Origin of the sequence: Yersinia kristensenii, assembly GCF_900460525.1 — a bacterium.
Taxonomy (GTDB): domain Bacteria; phylum Pseudomonadota; class Gammaproteobacteria; order Enterobacterales; family Enterobacteriaceae; genus Yersinia; species Yersinia kristensenii.
This window is the reverse complement of the sequence record NZ_UHIY01000001.1, coordinates 3,020,805-3,038,326: the sequence shown is the minus strand read 5'-3', so window position 1 is coordinate 3,038,326 and position 17,522 is coordinate 3,020,805. Positions and strand designations below refer to the sequence as shown.

The window sequence follows — 17,522 nt, the reverse complement described above, 5'->3', positions numbered from 1 at the left end:
TAACACTCCTGAAAAAGTAATATGGCTATATTGATTAATGAAATTACTTTTTAGCAGTAATTTCTTCGCGTTTCTCGCCAACTAAATAATTTACTAATGTCGCAATCGTTGGATATTCAAAAAATATCATCGTGGATAATTTCAAGTTATATTGAGAATTCAATTTATTACTAAGAGATGTTAGCATAATAGAATCATAACCAAATTCAGGGAATGGAATATCCCGCCCTAACTCATCCTCTTTAATTTTCAAGTCTGTTGAAATAAGAGTGATTATGAAGCGTTCTACTGAAGAACATAATTGCTCAACATCAGGTAATGCCATGTTAGATTTTGTCGATAATATAGGCTGGATGGGGATAAATGGTTCACTGCCCCCGAGTAACCGTTGCCGTACCCGTGCTGGTTCGCCATAGCCCACAATAATATGTGCTGCCTGATGCGCGAGCACCTGGCGCAATATCCTTAGCCCTACAGCATCCGGCATGGGAATTTGCCCCGTCTGACGACGTAATGCATCCACAGCATCAATATCCATTTGCATACCACCATGAGCCCATAATGGCCACCCTATCGAAACGGTTCGGCCATGACGTAGACCTTTGGCAACCAATGCTGTTCGATATTCGGCATAGGCATCCATAAAGCCATTTGCTGTGGCATAATCGGTCTGGCCTATGCTGCCAAGAACACTACTTATTGATGAACACAGTACTAGCCAATCCAGTTTGATATCCTGTGTTGCCCTATCTATTGCGATTAGCCCAGCGACTTTTGGTGCTAATACTTCCTGTAATTCCTGAGGCGTTTTTGCCGCCAGCCAACTATCCCGAATAATTCCCGCGCTATGAATAACACCATTTAATTGACCATATTCCGCGATGATATTCATCAGCAAGAGCGAGATGGCGCACAAGTCACTGACATCTGCTCTTTTATAGATAATATTGGCTCCATTGCTACGCAACTCCATTAATATGTTTTCATATTCTGCCGACATGGGACTGCGACCCGTTAATATCACTCTCGCACGACATTTATTTGTTATCTCTTGGACAAATATCTGTCCCAAGCCGCCTAGCCCACCAGTTATCAGGTAGACTCCATCATCACGCCAAGGCAGCGCGGTATCATTGATAAGTATTGGTTCTAACTCTTTGAAATTAAATACTTTACGTAAACCAGCACCATAATGCACTCTGACCGCTGGAGAAACAGACTCATCTCGCAATCGTTGGGCTAATATAGATGTACTTATCCCCTGTTCAACGACAATCAGCTGCGTTTTTAATGCTGGATATTCTTGCTGAGCACTGTTCAATAAACCGCTTAACCCTTGAAATATCATACCTTCTTCACTATCAGGCACGATTATTTGAAGCAGCAATGGTTGACTTCGAGCATCTTTGACCGCTTGTTGTAACCAGCACAATATGTATTGTGCATATGCGGTGTACCGTTGGGTAAGAGTACCAACTTCACTAAGATAGTGCGGTTGAGCTGCTGGTATTGCCATCGACCACGCAGCAACACTCTCAGGTTCCATATCACCGATTTCACAAAGAATGACACCATGCACTTGATAAGTCACAGTGGTCAGTGCCGGTATCGAGGATTGAATATCCCATTGTGGGCTTATCATTATGGGCTGATGATGACTCGCAGGGTCAATACTGCGGAAAGCCGGACGCATACTGAAACCACTCAGGCGTAAAGCAACTTGCCCATCAGCATCGACCAGAAAGAGCACCAGCTTACGTATTGTAGAAGTATCATTGATGTCAGGTTGCACCACCACTTGAACCACGTTCGACAAAGGAGCCCATTGCATTACCTGTTCCAGTGCAAATGGTAAAGATAGCTGCGTAGCAGCACCCTGCTGAATTAAACCCAGAGTCGCTTGTAGTGCCCCATCTAATAATCCGAAGGGCCATTCATAACACGAAGATACTTCAGCGCCAGGACAGAAAACACCCAGCGCGATTTCATTCCCCCAAGTTAATTGCTTGAGTACCTGAAAACTGGCGCCATATTGGAACCCGTGAAGCGCAAACTGGCTGTAACATTCAGCTCCCGTTAGCGAATGAAAACACTGAGTTTGCGTATGAGGGATATCCAGTTGTGGTCTAGGTTCACTGTTCGCATATAGAGCATAGCCCTGACTATAAACTTGCCCTTCCTCGCCTTGATCACGATAGATTTTAAAGTGAACGCGCCCATCACTTTGCTGATGGAGACAGATATGTACTTCAAGTTGATTAGTTACTCTCAAGGGCTGTAACCAGGTCACTTGCTCAAGTGCGATACCGTGCCCAACCTTCTCGTCACTCGCAAAGGCCATTGCCGCCCGAGCCCACTCCAGTTGTGCAACGCCGGGCACTACTTGCTCACCACGCACCCGGTGATCACGCAAAAATGACTCGTTGCCAGTCAAGGTGGTGCTATAACGGACCTGACCTAAGTTCGAGGTATTACGATGCAGGAGTGGATGCCTAATCTCACCATCCGATGGCTCTGTCCCATTCTTTGGCAAGGACGGGATGTTAGTTACAGGAATCCAGTAGCTTTCACGGTTAAAAACATAAGTCGGTAAGTTAATACGTTGCGGTTTAACATGGGAATATAGACTCTGCCACTCCACATCTCCACCGTTGACCCACAGCGCCGCAAGTTTGCCAATATTCTCCTCACGCAACCCATTATCGATGGTATTTTGCCTATCCTCACCGCCTGTTGCCCTCCTCTCACTATTCTGTTTTATATCCCCTTGATACAGCTCGTTTGTTACCTTGCTGCCCTCAATGTATTGCGCTAATTGTTTCTTCACACTTTCAAGGGCATTAGCCGTAAAAGCTAATCGGGTACCAAACGCTTCACGACCCACCTGTAATGTGTAGGCCAAATCATGGAGATCGAGAGGGGTGTCCGAGATATATAACAACAATTTATTAGCTTGTTCATGTAACTGTGACTTGGTACGGGCAGACAGAATGATCAGGACAGGTTCAATGGCAGCTGGCCGTATCGCGTTCGCCATCCTGTACTCCTCAATAATCAGATGCCCATTGGTACCACTAAAACCAAATGAACTGAGACCCGCACGCTTTACCCCTGCCGGCCATTTTTGTGTCTGAGAAACCACTTTAACAGGCAAATTCTCCCAAGGAATTAGCGGGTTATGTATCGAGAAATGTAACTGCGATGGGAGAGTATCGTGCTCCATTGATAATACGACTTTAATTAGACCTGCGATGCCTGCTGCTGCTTCAAGATGACCAATAGAACTTTTGACCGAGCCGATGAGCAGGGGAGCATTCGGTGCTCTTCCGTTACCTAAAGCTTCAGCGGCTGCCATCACCTCAATAGGATCACCTAATTTAGTGCCAGTGCCATGAGCCTCCAAATAACTTATTTCATCCGCGTTGACCCCTGCCCGTGACAATGCTGCTTGAATTACCGCCTGCTGGGCAGGCTGGTTAGGGGCGGTCAAACCACTGCTGCTGCCATCTTGATTGATAGCACTGCCACGGATCACCGCGAGAATACGATCACCGTCATTTTGTGCATCTTGAAGTTTTTTCAAGGCAATTGCGGCACAGCCCTCACCACGAACATAGCCATCAGCCAGAGTATCAAACGTCTTGCAATGACCATCGGGAGAGAGCATTCCGGCATGCTGGTACGCCATAAACAACCTATCATCCAGCAGTAAGTTGACCCCTGCCGCCAAAGCAAAATCGCACTCACCTTGTAGCAAACTACAGCATGCGGTGTGTATAGCGACTAATGAGGAACTACATGCGGTATCAATGCTAAGGGCCGGACCTCGCCAGTCAAAGAAATAAGATAATCGACCTGCAGCCACGGAACAGGCATTACCGGTAGCAAAATAGGCATTGTTATCTACATCATTGTTTTGCTGGGTGATCAATCCCTGATAACCACTCCCCATCAACCCAATAAAAACCCCGGTGGGCGTACCACGCAATGTGGAAGGAGCGATAGCTGCTGATTCCAACGTTTCCCAGGCGATTTCTAATAACAGACGCTGCTGCGGATCAAGTAATTCAGCTTCCAGAGGCGAGATACGAAAGAATCTGGCATCAAACAGGTCAACCTCTCTGAGAAATCCTGCTCGCCAATGGAGTCGGTGTGAGGAGGCCAATCGTGAAGATTGACGACCATCAGGCAATAGTCCAATGCTATCTGTACCTGCTATTAGATTTTGCCAGAACTTTTCTGGCGTATCTGCATTAGGAGGAAACCGACAAGCCATACCAATAATAGCAATGCTGTTAGACTCAGAACATTCACTACGTTCGACCCGTTTTTCTCCAGATAGAATAGGGGAAAGTGACGGCATATGAGGTTCTGACAAGGGGAAAGGGCGAGTAGCAGGTAAAGCATTATTCTTTTGGGCAAAAAATGCAGTGATAGCTGCCGCAGTGCCATAGCTAAATAAAAATGTCGGCGATAATAATTCCCCCATACTCTCGCCGAGCTTACGTCGCAACTCAAGCAGTTCAAGCGAACTCAGCCCCATTTCCATTAAGGGAACGAACTCACCGTAAGTTTCTGCTCGCTGGTGCCCTAATAATTTCAAGATATGACTGCGCACAATATTCGCTAATTCATCAGCACTCATTAGGGGATAAATTGGCTTCTCAGAGGGAACTTCTAGGGCGAGATGTGTATCTTGTTGGTGTAAAAAATATTCAATCAACACTCCAATACCATCATTATCAGTATCTTTTGGCCGAAATCCATATAATGGTTTATGGATGGTGGCACCATGAGACGCATGAAAATGCAGCATTGAGTCTTGGTGTTGCCCTTGATCATTACGCAGTTGGATATAACAGGCAATGTCACGGGTGGCTTTGTGTTGTACAAAATTAGCACATCGAGTTACCCCGACCACTGAGTCAATCCCCTCAAGAGCAGCACAGTAAGTGAGCATCAACTCCAGTAATGCATCGCTGTAACCTCGACCATGCATTTCAGGTAGAACATAAAGCCCCAACAACTGAAGATAGCGACCATCCGCACGATGTAATTGCCCCAAATCACGATACTGACAGGTATATAAAGCATCAACTGATTCAATTCGCTGTGTATACAATACGGCGACAATTTGCCGATCCAGTTCCAAAACCATTTGGCCTAGGGGAAAATCAGTTAGACGGCGCAATAATTCATGTTGCGGCGTATGAAGATTCTCAGGTTGACTCAATCTATCGAGTTTTTCCAATTCAGGTAAATCAAGCCGCGTAGGATGCCGCACAGTGTAGGGTTTTGGCATTAAACAATGTAGTGATATTCGGGTGAAATCGGCTGTTTTGGGAATACATCGCGATACACCCTGTTTTGGGAAAAGCCCTGCCTCCACGGCACTCATCAAAAATACTGGGGCTTCAACCAGTTGTTGTCTGGAAAAGGCATGATAGGCATCAAAATACAGACTTTCCGTTGAATTCTGGAGTCGTCGCACTGTTGCCGGGCGCAAACAGTGAACCTCCAGTAAAATTAAGCCAAAGTGAGAAACTACCGATTTCCAACGACGCAAATGTTCAACCAGACTTTGCACGGCATATCCTGCATCAATCTCCTGGCCATCAGTTGTCACATACACCCCGCTATACGATAGAGCCTTACGCTGAAGAGCGATTTGATTTTCTTCTACGGGAACGAAAGGCCGGTCATGATCCAGAAAAGTGCGTATATGCAAAATATATTCGAGATCATTAATTCCTTGAGCGATGAGATCGCGGACTAATTGCTGAGGATCAGCAATATCCCCTTTGATCAAATAATGTGGTAATTCTGCTAATGTGCGCCCTGTGGCTTCGAGCGCCAATACGTTGTAGTCGATACCAATCAGTATCAAAGGATAGGATTTTAATGCTTGTCCTCGTGGCGTACGGGTAGAAATAACCTGATAAATTCGCAATAACAGGCTACCATCCCCACACCCCATATCGGCAATATAACGTGGTTGTTCCGCTAAAGGTGTCCGGGTAAAAATATCAATAATCAGCAGGTCCAGTTCGGCAAAGTGGCTCTGATGCTGCCACCCACTTACGGTAACATTAAGCGTACGATCAATATGCCCCTCATGCCCTTGCTGGTTAGTATCAAACACTGAGCCCGCGTCACCAAATAGCAAATCCTCCATTCGTCGAAACATCGCCGCGTAAGACATCAGCATACCGAGAGCGCCACCGCTCTCTAACAAACTACGGCCTGATGGGCTAAGGTGAAATCCACTGTGTGTATATTGCCCCCATTCATTTTGCACGAATAACTGTTGGAGCTCATTCCATACTTGGGTGCTTATTCCGCCCAAAATCGGCGGTAACTCCAAGCTAGCGGCTCCCAAACCGTGTAATTCAGACAATATAGGTGTCAGTAATGCGCCTTCTAATAAAATAGCAATATCGGGATCCGTATTTTGCCAATGAGCCGTACACCGACTAAGCCAGGTATAGAGTTCGGCAGGTACCTTTTGTAGAGGAGTTGGCGTCATGATGACATTAATAAGTTTATCCAGATCCTCTGGTAAGTCTTTGCCAGTCTTCAGTAGGGGGCTAGCTTGATAGTGATTGATCAAGGGGGAATCTATCCAGCCCAATTCAAATAATATCCGCAGTGCCACCTGTAAATGCCCTGCATTAGCTCTAAAGCGTAAAACTAACTGGCTAATACTTATCGGTTGTTCCGCTAACACATCAAGCACTCCACGTCGGGCAAGAGCATGAATTACAGGTGTAGCGGCCCAATTGTTGGCAAACCTGTTCACAAACTCCAACATAGCTCCCTCCCCAAATAATTAAATAGTCGATACCGGTAGAAAGTCATATTTTATTCATGACCAATCGTTCACAAATATGATCAGTTTCAATCACGGAAATACCAATTGACCGGAAATAAGCGCTCCAGAACTCTACCGCATCTTGTGCAAGAGTTTTTGAAGAAACTGATTCTATTTCGAATACATCTATTTCGTTGAGTAATATATTTTCCAACCAATGATGAATTTTAATATCAGATGAACCGTATATTAATTGCAGCAATGCTGATTCGTTATCATCATAATCTTCAAATAAATAATCGACCAATAAGCTATTATTTTTCACAATATGAATAATGTAGATATGATAATCCAAAACAGGCGAGGCTTTCATGACCTCATTCCTTCTCTGGCGTCACATCCAATATTTAGCATCGATGTTAATTGATTGGCTGTGGCATGTAGTAGTTTCATTGCAATCAGATCAACATGGCGCTGTGTCCATACCGCTAATTCGGTACCCTGAACCCACTGATTAAATGCCCCCAAAGCCGGGCCTGTATGTACCTGATAATTAGTCTTATCGTCAGGTAGTCCGCTAAAAGCTAACTGAGTTGAGTAACTGAAATACCAACGGAACACTAAACTCATACGGTATTTGGCATTAACTTGTGCTTTGGCAATATCCTGTGTCCGTCCACTTGCTTGTAAATGATATAAAGTTTCTTGCCAAACTTCGGCCAAACTACATTTAAAATAACAATCCTCTAATTGAGACTGTACGGCGGTAGGTAAATCTTCCAGGCTGTCATATTGCAGATAATATGCATAAAGCTTGTTGGCACGTGGCGGGAAAAGTAGCCCTTTTCTGAGGACTTGTACCCGAGAACCCATTTCAAACATATCTCCTGCTGGGGCATATGCCATATCATGAATACTGGCTTGTTGCAGCATCTCTTTCACCAGCGCACTAGAACCTGACTCCACCGTACATTGGTTAATCGAACCTGTTAGAATAAAATCCGCCCCCATAACAAATGCGGCAGCAGCAGCCATCGGTGTACCGATTCCCCCCGCCAACCCCACACAGGGAGGCACTTGATAGTGATATTTTTCGATGATGGATTGTCGTAACTGCAAAATAGCGGGCAGCAAAATAGTAGGGATGCCAGCATCAGTATGCCCACCAGAGTCAGCTTCGGCACAAATATCGTCACTTACCGGGATATACTGAGCTAATTCAGCTTGTTCAGCAGTGATAGCACCTTTCTGGTATAACATTGCGACAATTTCTGCCGGTGGTGGGCTCATAAATGCTTGAGCAACTTCTAATCGGGAAATCTTAGCTAATATGTGATGAGCACATTGAATATAACCCTGAATATCACGGCTCAAACCACTAAGACGAAATTGCACTATTGCAGGTGTTATCTGCATATAAGCAGCAGCTTCAATATTACGAACGCCATATTTCAAATAGAGTTGAACAGTCGCCAATTCGAGTTCAGGGTCTACATAATCAGCGAGTAAATTCATACCATAGAGAGAGTCCACACCAAGCCGGGCCTGAATTGTTTGGATCGCATTTTCAATTCGTTGCAAACTAAGACCACCGCTGCCGAAATAACTCAATAAACCTGCCTGACTCATCTGTATTACTAATGCTTCAGATGCAATTGCCCGATACATTGCCCCTGCCACATAAGCATATTGAGTACCATAGCGTTCACGAAAAACTGAACTTCCTAAATGTTTAGCATCCCAATCAAGGGTATATATCTCAGAGGGAGGTGCAACTACAGGGGGAATATTGGGTAAAATATAGCGGCAATTTTCTCTGGCATCAGTTGCTAATACCTCAGTATGCTTATCTAGAAAGTGCGAGTGGCTGCGAATGTCATCCACCAACTTACCCAAAACATTTCCTCCGATACGTGACGAATCCGCACCGATTTCCTCATAATCAAAATTACCGAATCCCATAAGATACTGAATACTCTGCATCCATTTAACTGGGTTGGCAATTTGTTGTACGAGTAATTGAGCGACCTGTCCAGGGGGATATCGACGTGCAGTCGCATTCGCAATGACGGGGATTTCCGGATCAGCAAAAGTGAATTCGTGTAAAAACGTAGCAAACTCCTCCTGAGCTTTATTCATATAACGTGAATGGAAAGGTACGCAAACATTTAACACAATGCATTGTATTCCTTGCTCGGTAAGCTGTTTCTCGGCAAGGTAGATGGCATCACTGTCACCGGCAATAACCGTTTGATTCGTAGAATTAAAATTAACCAAATCCAATCGTGACAGCCCAAATTCATTTAACATTACTTGGAGTTCAATCGCCGGTAAGCCAAGTACCGCAGCCATCCTCCCTTCGCCAGCCTAGCCCATTAATTGACCGCGCTGACGCACTATTTGTAACCCGGTTTTAAAATCGAAACAGCCAGCAGCAAATAATGCAGAAAGCTCTCCTAAGCTATGCCCGACAAGGGCATCAATCTTTGTGGATGGAAAACGCTCACACCATTGATAATAACCAAGAGTATTAATAACAAAAAGAGCTGGCTGAGTATATTCAGTGAGTTGTAAACGGTGCAATGGGTCATCAAGACAAAGCTCTTCAATCGAGTAGCCTAATATATCCGAAGCATCCTGAGTAATCTGCGGATAAATGGAAAACAGTGTTCTCCCCATGCCTTTATATTGCTGACCCTGCCCTGAAAATAATAATATTTTCATAGTCTAGCCACCTATATTCATAGTAACTTTCCATTAGAAAAATATTAATACCCTGAACGACACCAGTTGAATTAATAACAAATAAATCAATAACTAATTAAATAAAAAATATTTAATTTTGATTATAAATCATATGTATTTATGTATAGCGCAAAAAAATAACACCAGCAAGAAATAATTAATATAAAAAAACAAAAAAATAAAAAACACTAATTAACAAGAAGATAATAAATAACTATTAGTTTATTATATTTATTGCAATTGATTTATTACTAAGCTAGCTATTATGATTGTTTATATTATAAATATAGTTAACATAAAATTGATGGGGAGTTACACGAGTGATGGAATACCGAGTATATCTATTCGGCAAGCGTATTAGAAATCATAAGCCACTGTTACCAGCACTATGAAAGTCTCGATCTCGGTGGACAGTTAGTGTTTCCTAACTATAGCCGGAGGTATAGATATTATGAATGCTAACGCAAAGCGAGATATAGCGCTCAAAACAAATTTTTTGAACTATGCAAATAATACCAGAAATGTCGCAAAAATCTGTCGACATTTTAATATTAGCAGGCAAACCTAGAACACATGGAAAAAAGTCTATGAGTGCTATGGATAAAAAGGGTTAATCAATCATAAACCTTGCCCAGAAAATCCTACTCGATATGTGGAAAAGCACATTGAAGAGCAAATAATTTACTTGCGTACAACCTACCATTTTAGACCTCAGAGAATATCGCGGTATTTGTTACGATTTCATAATATCAAGATATCTCACTCTGGTTGTTATTATGCCTTTCTTCGAAATAGGCTAAATCAACTTCCACCAAATCAACGACAACGCTCTAAGCCATTGTTCAGACGCTATGAGAAACAGGTTCCAGGGCATCATGTGCAGGTTGATGTTAATTTATTGTTCTAATAGCCAACGGATTAAGCAAGATCTTGAGTGACGCAGGAGCACACACGATGATGGCAGAATTGCCCCACTCCTCACCTCCAACAATGAAAATCATCAACCACTGCGTACCTTTTATTCAGTGCATCGACTTAAAAAATTAAAACAATCATCATCACCGAAGCACTATTTCTATTTTTGTTCTATCGCTAGACGCTTTACTACTTTGACTTTAATTATTACTTCAAATATAAAAATAAAAACATTATCTCATCCAATATTGAGATTATAAAAAGAGTTAAAAATGAAAGTCAGTGAAATTTACCGGCGAGACCGGCAGGGAATTATCGTACTTGTTTTATCGATAACGATTTTTATCGTTTTCGCCTTTTTCTTACCGCGTTTTTTATCCACGGATAATCTGGTTAACTTAGTCCGCAGTGTCACACTTCTCGGTATTCTCGCCGTGGCCATGGGCATGATTGTTATTGGTCGTGGCATTGACCTCTCATTAATATCGGTCATGGCAATGTCGACCGCCTGGCTATTACATATGCTTAATCAGCAGATGTCACTGGCGGTGGCGCTGCCGTTAACACTGTTGGCAGTAATTGCCATTGGTATGGTCAATGGCTTGCTGATTGCCTACGCGGAGATCCCGGCGCTGTTCGCCACACTCGCCACTGGCATTCTGGTCTACGGCGTCGGTCGCTCGCAACTGATAAGCCAGGATGTTATCTATCTGCCAAAATCTCAGCATACCATTGCGGCGCTGGGTGAAGCTGCGCTCGGCCCTGTCCCACTGGAGATAGTGCTATTTTTGGTGCTGGCAGCGTTAATGGCTTTGTTACTCCGCTTTTTTAAATATGGCCGCTATCTCTATTTGATGGGCGATAATTTACACGCGGCGCGTAATATCGGTATTCCGGTTCGCCCATTGATTACCTTGCAATATACAGTTTCCACGCTGGTGGCGTTTATTGCCGGTTTGGTCATTGTGGCCAGCTTGCATTCCATCAATACCCGGATTATTAACTCCACCTTACTGTATGACGTCATATTAGTGGTGGTAGTGGGCGGAATAGGTTTATCAGGCGGTAAAGGCGGCATGCGTAATGTTATTTACGGCACTTTGTTAATCGGCCTGTTAATTAATGGATTAACTATCCTCGATATTTCCGATCTATATCAAAACTTGATCAAAGCCAGTTTTCTTTTAATTGCCCTGATTATTGACGGGGTGATTAATCCCCGCGATGAGCAAACCGAGCAACAGGGCGACATTTGAGTCATCACTTATTCACACAGGGTAACGAACATGAAAAAATGGCAAAAAGTGGCCGCGTTGGGTTTAGCACTCAGCGTGTGGGGCAGCAGTGCGTTTGGTCGCGATGATCCGGGGCCAGCCAATGTGGCGGAGCATTTTAAAGATAAAACAGTGGTGCTGATCCCGATGGCGATGGGAATGGACTTATCGCAAGGTTGGGCGTACTACATCGGTAAATCGTTGAAAGCAGAAGGTATCAACTTTGAAACACGCGATCCCAACTGGAAACCTGACGACGGTGCGGAAGCATTGACTGACGCGATTAACCGCAAAGTCGCCGCCGTTATCGTGCAATCGCCTGACCTGCAATCCTATTCACGTCTTTATAAGCGAGCGCAGCAGGCGGGGATTTATGTGATTCAAGTGGATAATCCGAGCAATTTCTCCTCCGACGCCTTTGTTGGCAGTAACTGGGCCACCGTCGGCCAGTTGGAAGCGCAGGCGGTAGTTAAGGGCTGCGGGGCCAATTCAACCCAAAAAATCGGTATCATTCAGGGCGACCAGGTTAATGCCTCCAGCCTTGATCAATGGGCCGGTTTGCGAGAAGAGCTGAAAAAGCATCCTGGCTTTGAAGTGGTTGCAGCGCCCTACTCCAACTGGGACGAAACCACTGCACGCAACGTCACCAGCACGTTAATCCAACAGCATCCTGATGTGTGCGGTATTGTTGATTTCTGGTCAACCACCGCGCAGGGCACCGGGGCGGCAATTCGCGATGCGGGTAAAACCGGCAAAATCTTCCTCGCCACCACCGGCGGCGGCGAGCAGGCCGACTGTGACCGCCTCAACAACGGCATAATTGATGCCCTGGTCTCTACCGACGTGCCAAATCAGTCACGTGATGTCAGCACGCTAGTGAAGTATCTGCTGCAAAGTGGCACGCAGGCGGGCAATAGCAAAACCTGGATCTACACACCGGAATCAATCACGACACGTAGTGACGTGAAGCCCGGCACTTGCTGGTCCCTGAAAGACAACGCGGCAGCCTAATCACTCCCGATCAGCCGTGCGCGGCTGATCACTTCGTTTATCTGGTCACTCATCATGTTTATGCGCGAACGGGCGGCACGGCTCCGCTACAATCTAATTCCCAGTTATTTGGTCGGCGAGCTGCTGACCAAGCGCTGGATCGACAATGTGATTCCGCTGTTATTTCTGCTGATTCTCTTGCCCGTGCTCGGCCATTTTCTGCCCGGCTTTTTCGCCCTATCGAGCCTGACTGACACCTCGCGACAGTGGGGAGAGTTTGCCCTGGTGGTGATGGGGATGAGCATTGTGATGCTTGGTGGTGGCATCGATCTTAGCGTCGGCGCTATCTTTGCCCTTAGCGCTTTCACTGCCGTTTCAGCCAATTCTCTGCTGGGGCTGCCGTTGTGGCAATCGCTGCTACTGACACTGGCGGTCGGCGCACTGGCGGGTGCCTTTAATGGCGTGTTGATCGGCTATTTACGGCTGCGAGCGTTTCTGACCACATTGGTCAGTTTTATCCTCCTGCGCACCTTGTTCGATATTCTGGTGGTGAAATACGCCACTCAAATTCAACAGTCGTCAGTGGATAACTCGCAGTGGAATTTCATCGGCGAAGAGGGAATCGGGCCGCTGCCGGTCAGTTTTGTGCTGGCGGTGTTAGTGGCTATCGGCCTGCATCTGCTGCTCAGCCGTATGCGCCTCGGCTGGCATATTCAGGCGGTGGGCGGCTCGCGCCGTTCGGCGTGGAATACCGGCATTGCGGTGCGCCGCACCGTATTTATCACCTATGTCCTCTCCGGTTTGTGCTGTGGGCTGGCGGGTTTTTTGCTCGCCACACGCATGGGCGGCGTCGGCCCAGGCACCGGCTTAGGGCTGGAGATCATGGCGCTGACCGCAGGTGTGGTGGGTGGCAACAGTCTCGGCGGCGGCCGTGGCTCCATCATGAAAGGCATCCTCGGCGCTATTATTGTTCTGCTGTTGACCAATGGACTAATCCGCCTCGGGCTGCCCAGCGGCAGCACCCAAATGGTGCTGGGGGTGGTGCTGATTGCCGCCGTCTTTCTTGATATTCGCTGGTTAAAAAACCGGCACAAAGTGCTGGCGAATGTCTATGTGGCCCCGATTTACACTCGCGTGGGTGAAACGTTGTCAGCAGAGCCGGCAGCGCAATCGGCCTGGTCGCTGAACGACAAACTGGCTGAGACTGAATTTATCGGCTTGGGCGAGCTGGAAGGGCCGGAAGATGTGATTCTCGACAACAATGACCATCTTTACTGCGGTACCCGTCACGGCGAAATTATCCGTTTCTTCGCCCCCGATTATCAGCGCTCCGAGGTTTTCACCCATATTGGCGGTTTTCCCTTAGGTTTGGCGCTGGATAAAGACCAATCGCTGAAAATTTGCGTCGGGGCGATGGGGCTATATTCAGTAACGAGCGACCGCACGGTGCAACAGCTTTCAACTCGAACCCGCCGCTCGTGGCTGTCAGTGGTGGATGATGCGCGGCTGCGTGATCCCAATGACTGTGATATCGCGCCGGATGGCCGGGTGTTCTTTACCGACTCCACCACGCGCTATGATGCGCACGAATGGGCGCTGGATAGCATCGAAAGCCGCCCTACCGGCCGCCTGCTCTGTTACTACCCCGATAGCGGCAAAACCGAAACACTCCTCAGCGGCCTGCGCTACACCAACGGTGTCTGTATCGCCCATGATGGGCAGTCACTATTTTTGGCCGAGTCCTGGGCCTGTCGCGTACACCGTTACTGGTTCGACGGGCCGAAAAAAGGCCAACTGGAATGCGTGATCCGCGATATGCCCGGTTATCCCGACAACATCAACCGCGCCTCGGACGGCCGCTACTGGATGGCGTGGCTCGGTATGCGCACCCCCACTTTCGATCTGGCGCTACGTCACCCCGGCATGAGGCGGCGTATGACGCGGCGACTGGTGCAAGATGAGTGGCTGTTCCCCAACATCAATACTGGTGGCGTGGTGAAATTCAGTGAGCAAGGCGAAATTCACGATGTGCTCGGCAACCTTGGCGGTATGAGCCACCCGATGGTCACTTCAATGCGCGAACACAAAGGATACCTCTATGTGGGCGGCATTTTGAATAACCGCATTGGCCGCTACCGCTTGCCCGACGCCGATCCCCACTGGACGGGCTATCACTCTTATTGGGGGAAATCTGCATGAGCCGTTTTTCACTGCTCGATCTTTTTCGCGGCAAAGCGCTGACCATTCCGCCACTGGATGGGCCGCTACAACCTAACACCGCGCTGGATGATGCCGCCCCTTGGCTGGTAACGCCGCAGCCCGATAATTTAACCGCCGATGGCGAGCGGGTGCTGTTCTCCAGCGGCTCCCAATTGTTGCAGTTGGCGCAGGAACCGCACAGTGCGCCGACGCGGCTGTGGCAATTTCCGCAGCAGATTATCAGTATCGCCGCGCGCCCCGGTGGCGGGCTGGCACTGGCGCTGGCGGATGATTCATTGTGGCTGTGGCAGGATGGCGCACCGCAACCATTAACCCGCCCGCATGATGCGCTGCGCTGCATTACCGCCATGCTGTTTCTCGATAGCCAACGGCTGGTGCTGTGCAGCGGATCACGGCGGTTACCGGCCAGCGAGTGGTCACGCGACCTGCTGCTAAAACACCGGGAAGGCGCGGTATGGTTGTGGGATCTCAACACCCAACAAACGCGCTGTCTGGCCGACGGGCTGGGCTACCCGCAAGGGATTGCCCATGGCCATCAAGCGGATACGCTGCTGGTGACGGAAAGTTGGCGTCACCGGGTCATTGAGCTAACCCTTACCCGCCCCGGCATCCGCATGGTGCTAGATCATTTGCCCGCTTATCCCTCGCGCATTGTCGCCAGCCATGACGGCAGCGGCTACTGGCTGAGTTGTTTTGCCCCACGCAACCGGCTGGTGGAGTTTGTGTTACAGGAGAAATCTTATCGGTTGGCGATGCTGGCTGAAGTACCACCGGAGTTCTGGATTGCGCCCGCTTATGCCTCCGGCCACAGTTTTCTTGAGCCGCTTCAGTGCGGCGCGGTCAAAACCATGGGCGTGCATAAGCCCTGGTCACCCAGCCGTTCGTGGGGGTTAGTGGTGCGGTTGGATAAACAGGGGCAGCCGATTGCCAGCTATCACAGCCGGGCCGATGGGCACCGGCATGGGGTGAACAGCGTGCTGGATAGCGCTCACGGGCTGTGGGTCGCGTCGCGCGGTGGCGATGTGCTGATTAATTTGCACCAGGAGGCACAGCATGCATGAGCTGCTGACATTAACCAACATCAGTAAGCATTATCACGGGGCGCAGGCGTTGGATGAGGTGAGTTTTAGCCTGCGCGCCGGTGAAGTCCACGCGCTACTGGGGGAGAACGGCGCGGGGAAATCGACACTCAGCAAAATCATCGCCGGAGTCGTCACCCCGGAGCACGGCGAACTGCGTTGGGAGGGGCGTCCCGTCAGTTTTACCTCCCCCGCCGAGGCGCGCAAACAGGGCATCGCCATGGTGTTTCAGGAGACCAGCCTGATCCCATCAATGACCGTGGCGCAGAACATTTGGTTGGGCGATGAGAAAACCTTTAACCGCCTGCGCGATGTCTATATTGCCGCGCAACAATTCTTGCAAGCCCTTAACTTCCCAGTGGACCCCACGGCACAAGTGGCAACACTGGGCGCGGCCAAAAGACAAATGGTGGAAATCGCTCGCGCAGTACGTCTGCAAGCCAAAGTGATTATTTTCGATGAACCGACCGCTACCTTAACGCCAGAAGAGAAACGGCACTTTTTCGCTCTGGTGCGCCGTTTGCAGAAACAGGGAATGACGCTGGTATTTATCAGTCACGCCATTGAAGAGGCGCTGCAACTGGCCGATCGCATCACTATTTTGCGCGATGGCAAACATATTATCACCGACGACGTGCAAGCTTTTAACCGCGAAAGCATCATTGCCCATATGGTCGGCAGGACGGCGGGCAGTACACCGGCGACAACCACGCGCACACCGCGCCCTGCGGGGGAAAAAATCCTCAGCGTGCAAGATCTCTCACGTGGCAATGTGGTGCGCAATAACGCGTTTTCCCTTTATCGTGGCCAAATTACTGGCATTTTTGGGCTGGTGGGATCAGGGCGCACCGAAACTGCCCGCATTATTGCTGGCATTGATAAGCGGGACTTTTCGCGCGGCGGCACCATTGAGCTTAATGGTCAGCCAGTGCGCTACCGCGTACCGCGTCAGGCGATGAAAGATGGCATCGTGTATGTGACTGAAGACCGTAAATCAGAAGGTTTTTTCGAGACCGCGACCATTGCCGAGAACCTCTATGCCGGTTTGCTTGCCTCCAACCAACATCGCTCCCCGCTGGTTAGCCGACGGGCGCAAGCCGCACTGGCGGAACAGTGGCGACAGCGGCTCAATATCCGTGCTCTCAACCCGCAAGAGCCCGTGGTGGCGCTATCGGGTGGCAATCAACAAAAAGTGGTGATCGGTAAAAGTCTGGTACAGCAGCCACGCTTAATCATTTTTGATGAGCCGACACGCGGTGTGGATGTCGGCGCGATCCACGAGATTCATCAGTTAATCAATCAGTTGGCAGATGACGGCCTGGCGGTGGTGGTTATCTCCTCCTATCTGCCGGAGATTCTGGCGTTGTCTGATCGCATTTTAGTGTCACGGCAGGGTCGGATCGTGGAAGAGTTTACCGCTGATCAGGCCGATGAAAAAAGAATCATGTATGCCGCAGTGCATTAAGCTGCCAACCACGGGAGAGCCAA

9 protein-coding genes and 1 pseudogene are annotated in these 17,522 nt (G+C 48.1%); 6 read left to right on the top strand and 4 right to left on the bottom strand.

Annotated features, from left to right (window positions below):
• Window positions 1-43: 43 nt before the first annotated feature.
• Genes DX162_RS13885 through DX162_RS13870 form a run of 4 tightly spaced genes read right to left on the bottom strand, consistent with a single transcriptional unit; the run spans window position 44 to window position 9,535 of the window.
• Entirely contained in the window at window positions 44-6,811 is a 6,768-nt protein-coding gene (locus DX162_RS13885) for a type I polyketide synthase (RefSeq protein WP_032819063.1), read from the bottom strand.
• Window positions 6,812-6,854: 43 nt separating this feature from the next.
• Window positions 6,855-7,184, bottom strand: coding sequence for a hypothetical protein (locus tag DX162_RS13880; RefSeq protein ID WP_032819060.1), 330 nt, complete (start codon window positions 7,182-7,184; stop codon window positions 6,855-6,857).
• Window positions 7,181-9,163: a PfaD family polyunsaturated fatty acid/polyketide biosynthesis protein gene (locus tag DX162_RS13875; RefSeq protein ID WP_004388873.1), complete on the bottom strand. Its 1,983-nt coding sequence runs from the start codon at window positions 9,161-9,163 to the stop codon at window positions 7,181-7,183. Before DX162_RS13875 ends, DX162_RS13880 begins: the two co-directional genes overlap by 4 nt.
• A 15-nt stretch (window positions 9,164-9,178) precedes the next feature.
• Window positions 9,179-9,535, bottom strand: a complete 357-nt coding sequence (locus tag DX162_RS13870; RefSeq protein ID WP_004388871.1) for an acyltransferase domain-containing protein — start codon at window positions 9,533-9,535, stop codon at window positions 9,179-9,181.
• A gap of 469 nt (window positions 9,536-10,004) precedes the next feature.
• Here DX162_RS13870 and DX162_RS22935 point away from each other — a divergent pair.
• The 6 genes and pseudogenes from DX162_RS22935 to DX162_RS13840 all read left to right on the top strand — a co-directional run.
• Window positions 10,005-10,460: pseudogene (locus tag DX162_RS22935) on the top strand (helix-turn-helix domain-containing protein); the annotation flags it as partial.
• Window positions 10,461-10,743: 283 nt separating this feature from the next.
• Window positions 10,744-11,727 (top strand): ABC transporter permease, encoded by a 984-nt coding sequence (locus tag DX162_RS13860; RefSeq protein WP_004388869.1) that lies wholly within the window; start codon window positions 10,744-10,746, stop codon window positions 11,725-11,727.
• Window positions 11,728-11,757: 30 nt separating this feature from the next.
• Window positions 11,758-12,756 (top strand): sugar ABC transporter substrate-binding protein, encoded by a 999-nt coding sequence (locus DX162_RS13855; RefSeq protein ID WP_004388868.1) that lies wholly within the window; start codon window positions 11,758-11,760, stop codon window positions 12,754-12,756.
• 54 nt (window positions 12,757-12,810) lie between these two features.
• Complete coding sequence (locus tag DX162_RS13850) at window positions 12,811-14,934, top strand: ABC transporter permease (protein WP_004388867.1); 2,124 nt, start codon at window positions 12,811-12,813, stop codon at window positions 14,932-14,934.
• Window positions 14,931-16,016 (top strand): SMP-30/gluconolactonase/LRE family protein, encoded by a 1,086-nt coding sequence (locus DX162_RS13845; protein WP_032819059.1) that lies wholly within the window; start codon window positions 14,931-14,933, stop codon window positions 16,014-16,016. Before DX162_RS13850 ends, DX162_RS13845 begins: the two co-directional genes overlap by 4 nt.
• A complete protein-coding gene (locus DX162_RS13840; RefSeq protein ID WP_032819057.1) occupies window positions 16,009-17,499 on the top strand; it encodes a sugar ABC transporter ATP-binding protein in 1,491 nt (496 codons plus the stop codon). Before DX162_RS13845 ends, DX162_RS13840 begins: the two co-directional genes overlap by 8 nt.
• Window positions 17,500-17,522: the final 23 nt, after the last annotated feature.

What these genes read in the sequence shown, in the direction of transcription:
- DX162_RS13885 (WP_032819063.1), bottom strand. Translation starts at nt 6,811, where the DNA reads ATGTTGGAGTTTGTGAACAGGTTTGCCAACAATTGGGCCGCTACACCT.
- DX162_RS13880 (WP_032819060.1), bottom strand. Translation starts at nt 7,184, where the DNA reads ATGAAAGCCTCGCCTGTTTTGGATTATCATATCTACATTATTCATATT.
- DX162_RS13875 (WP_004388873.1), bottom strand. Translation starts at nt 9,163, where the DNA reads ATGGCTGCGGTACTTGGCTTACCGGCGATTGAACTCCAAGTAATGTTA.
- DX162_RS13870 (WP_004388871.1), bottom strand. Translation starts at nt 9,535, where the DNA reads ATGAAAATATTATTATTTTCAGGGCAGGGTCAGCAATATAAAGGCATG.
- DX162_RS13860 (WP_004388869.1), top strand. Translation starts at nt 10,744, where the DNA reads ATGAAAGTCAGTGAAATTTACCGGCGAGACCGGCAGGGAATTATCGTA.
- DX162_RS13855 (WP_004388868.1), top strand. Translation starts at nt 11,758, where the DNA reads ATGAAAAAATGGCAAAAAGTGGCCGCGTTGGGTTTAGCACTCAGCGTG.
- DX162_RS13850 (WP_004388867.1), top strand. Translation starts at nt 12,811, where the DNA reads ATGTTTATGCGCGAACGGGCGGCACGGCTCCGCTACAATCTAATTCCC.
- DX162_RS13845 (WP_032819059.1), top strand. Translation starts at nt 14,931, where the DNA reads ATGAGCCGTTTTTCACTGCTCGATCTTTTTCGCGGCAAAGCGCTGACC.
- DX162_RS13840 (WP_032819057.1), top strand. Translation starts at nt 16,009, where the DNA reads ATGCATGAGCTGCTGACATTAACCAACATCAGTAAGCATTATCACGGG.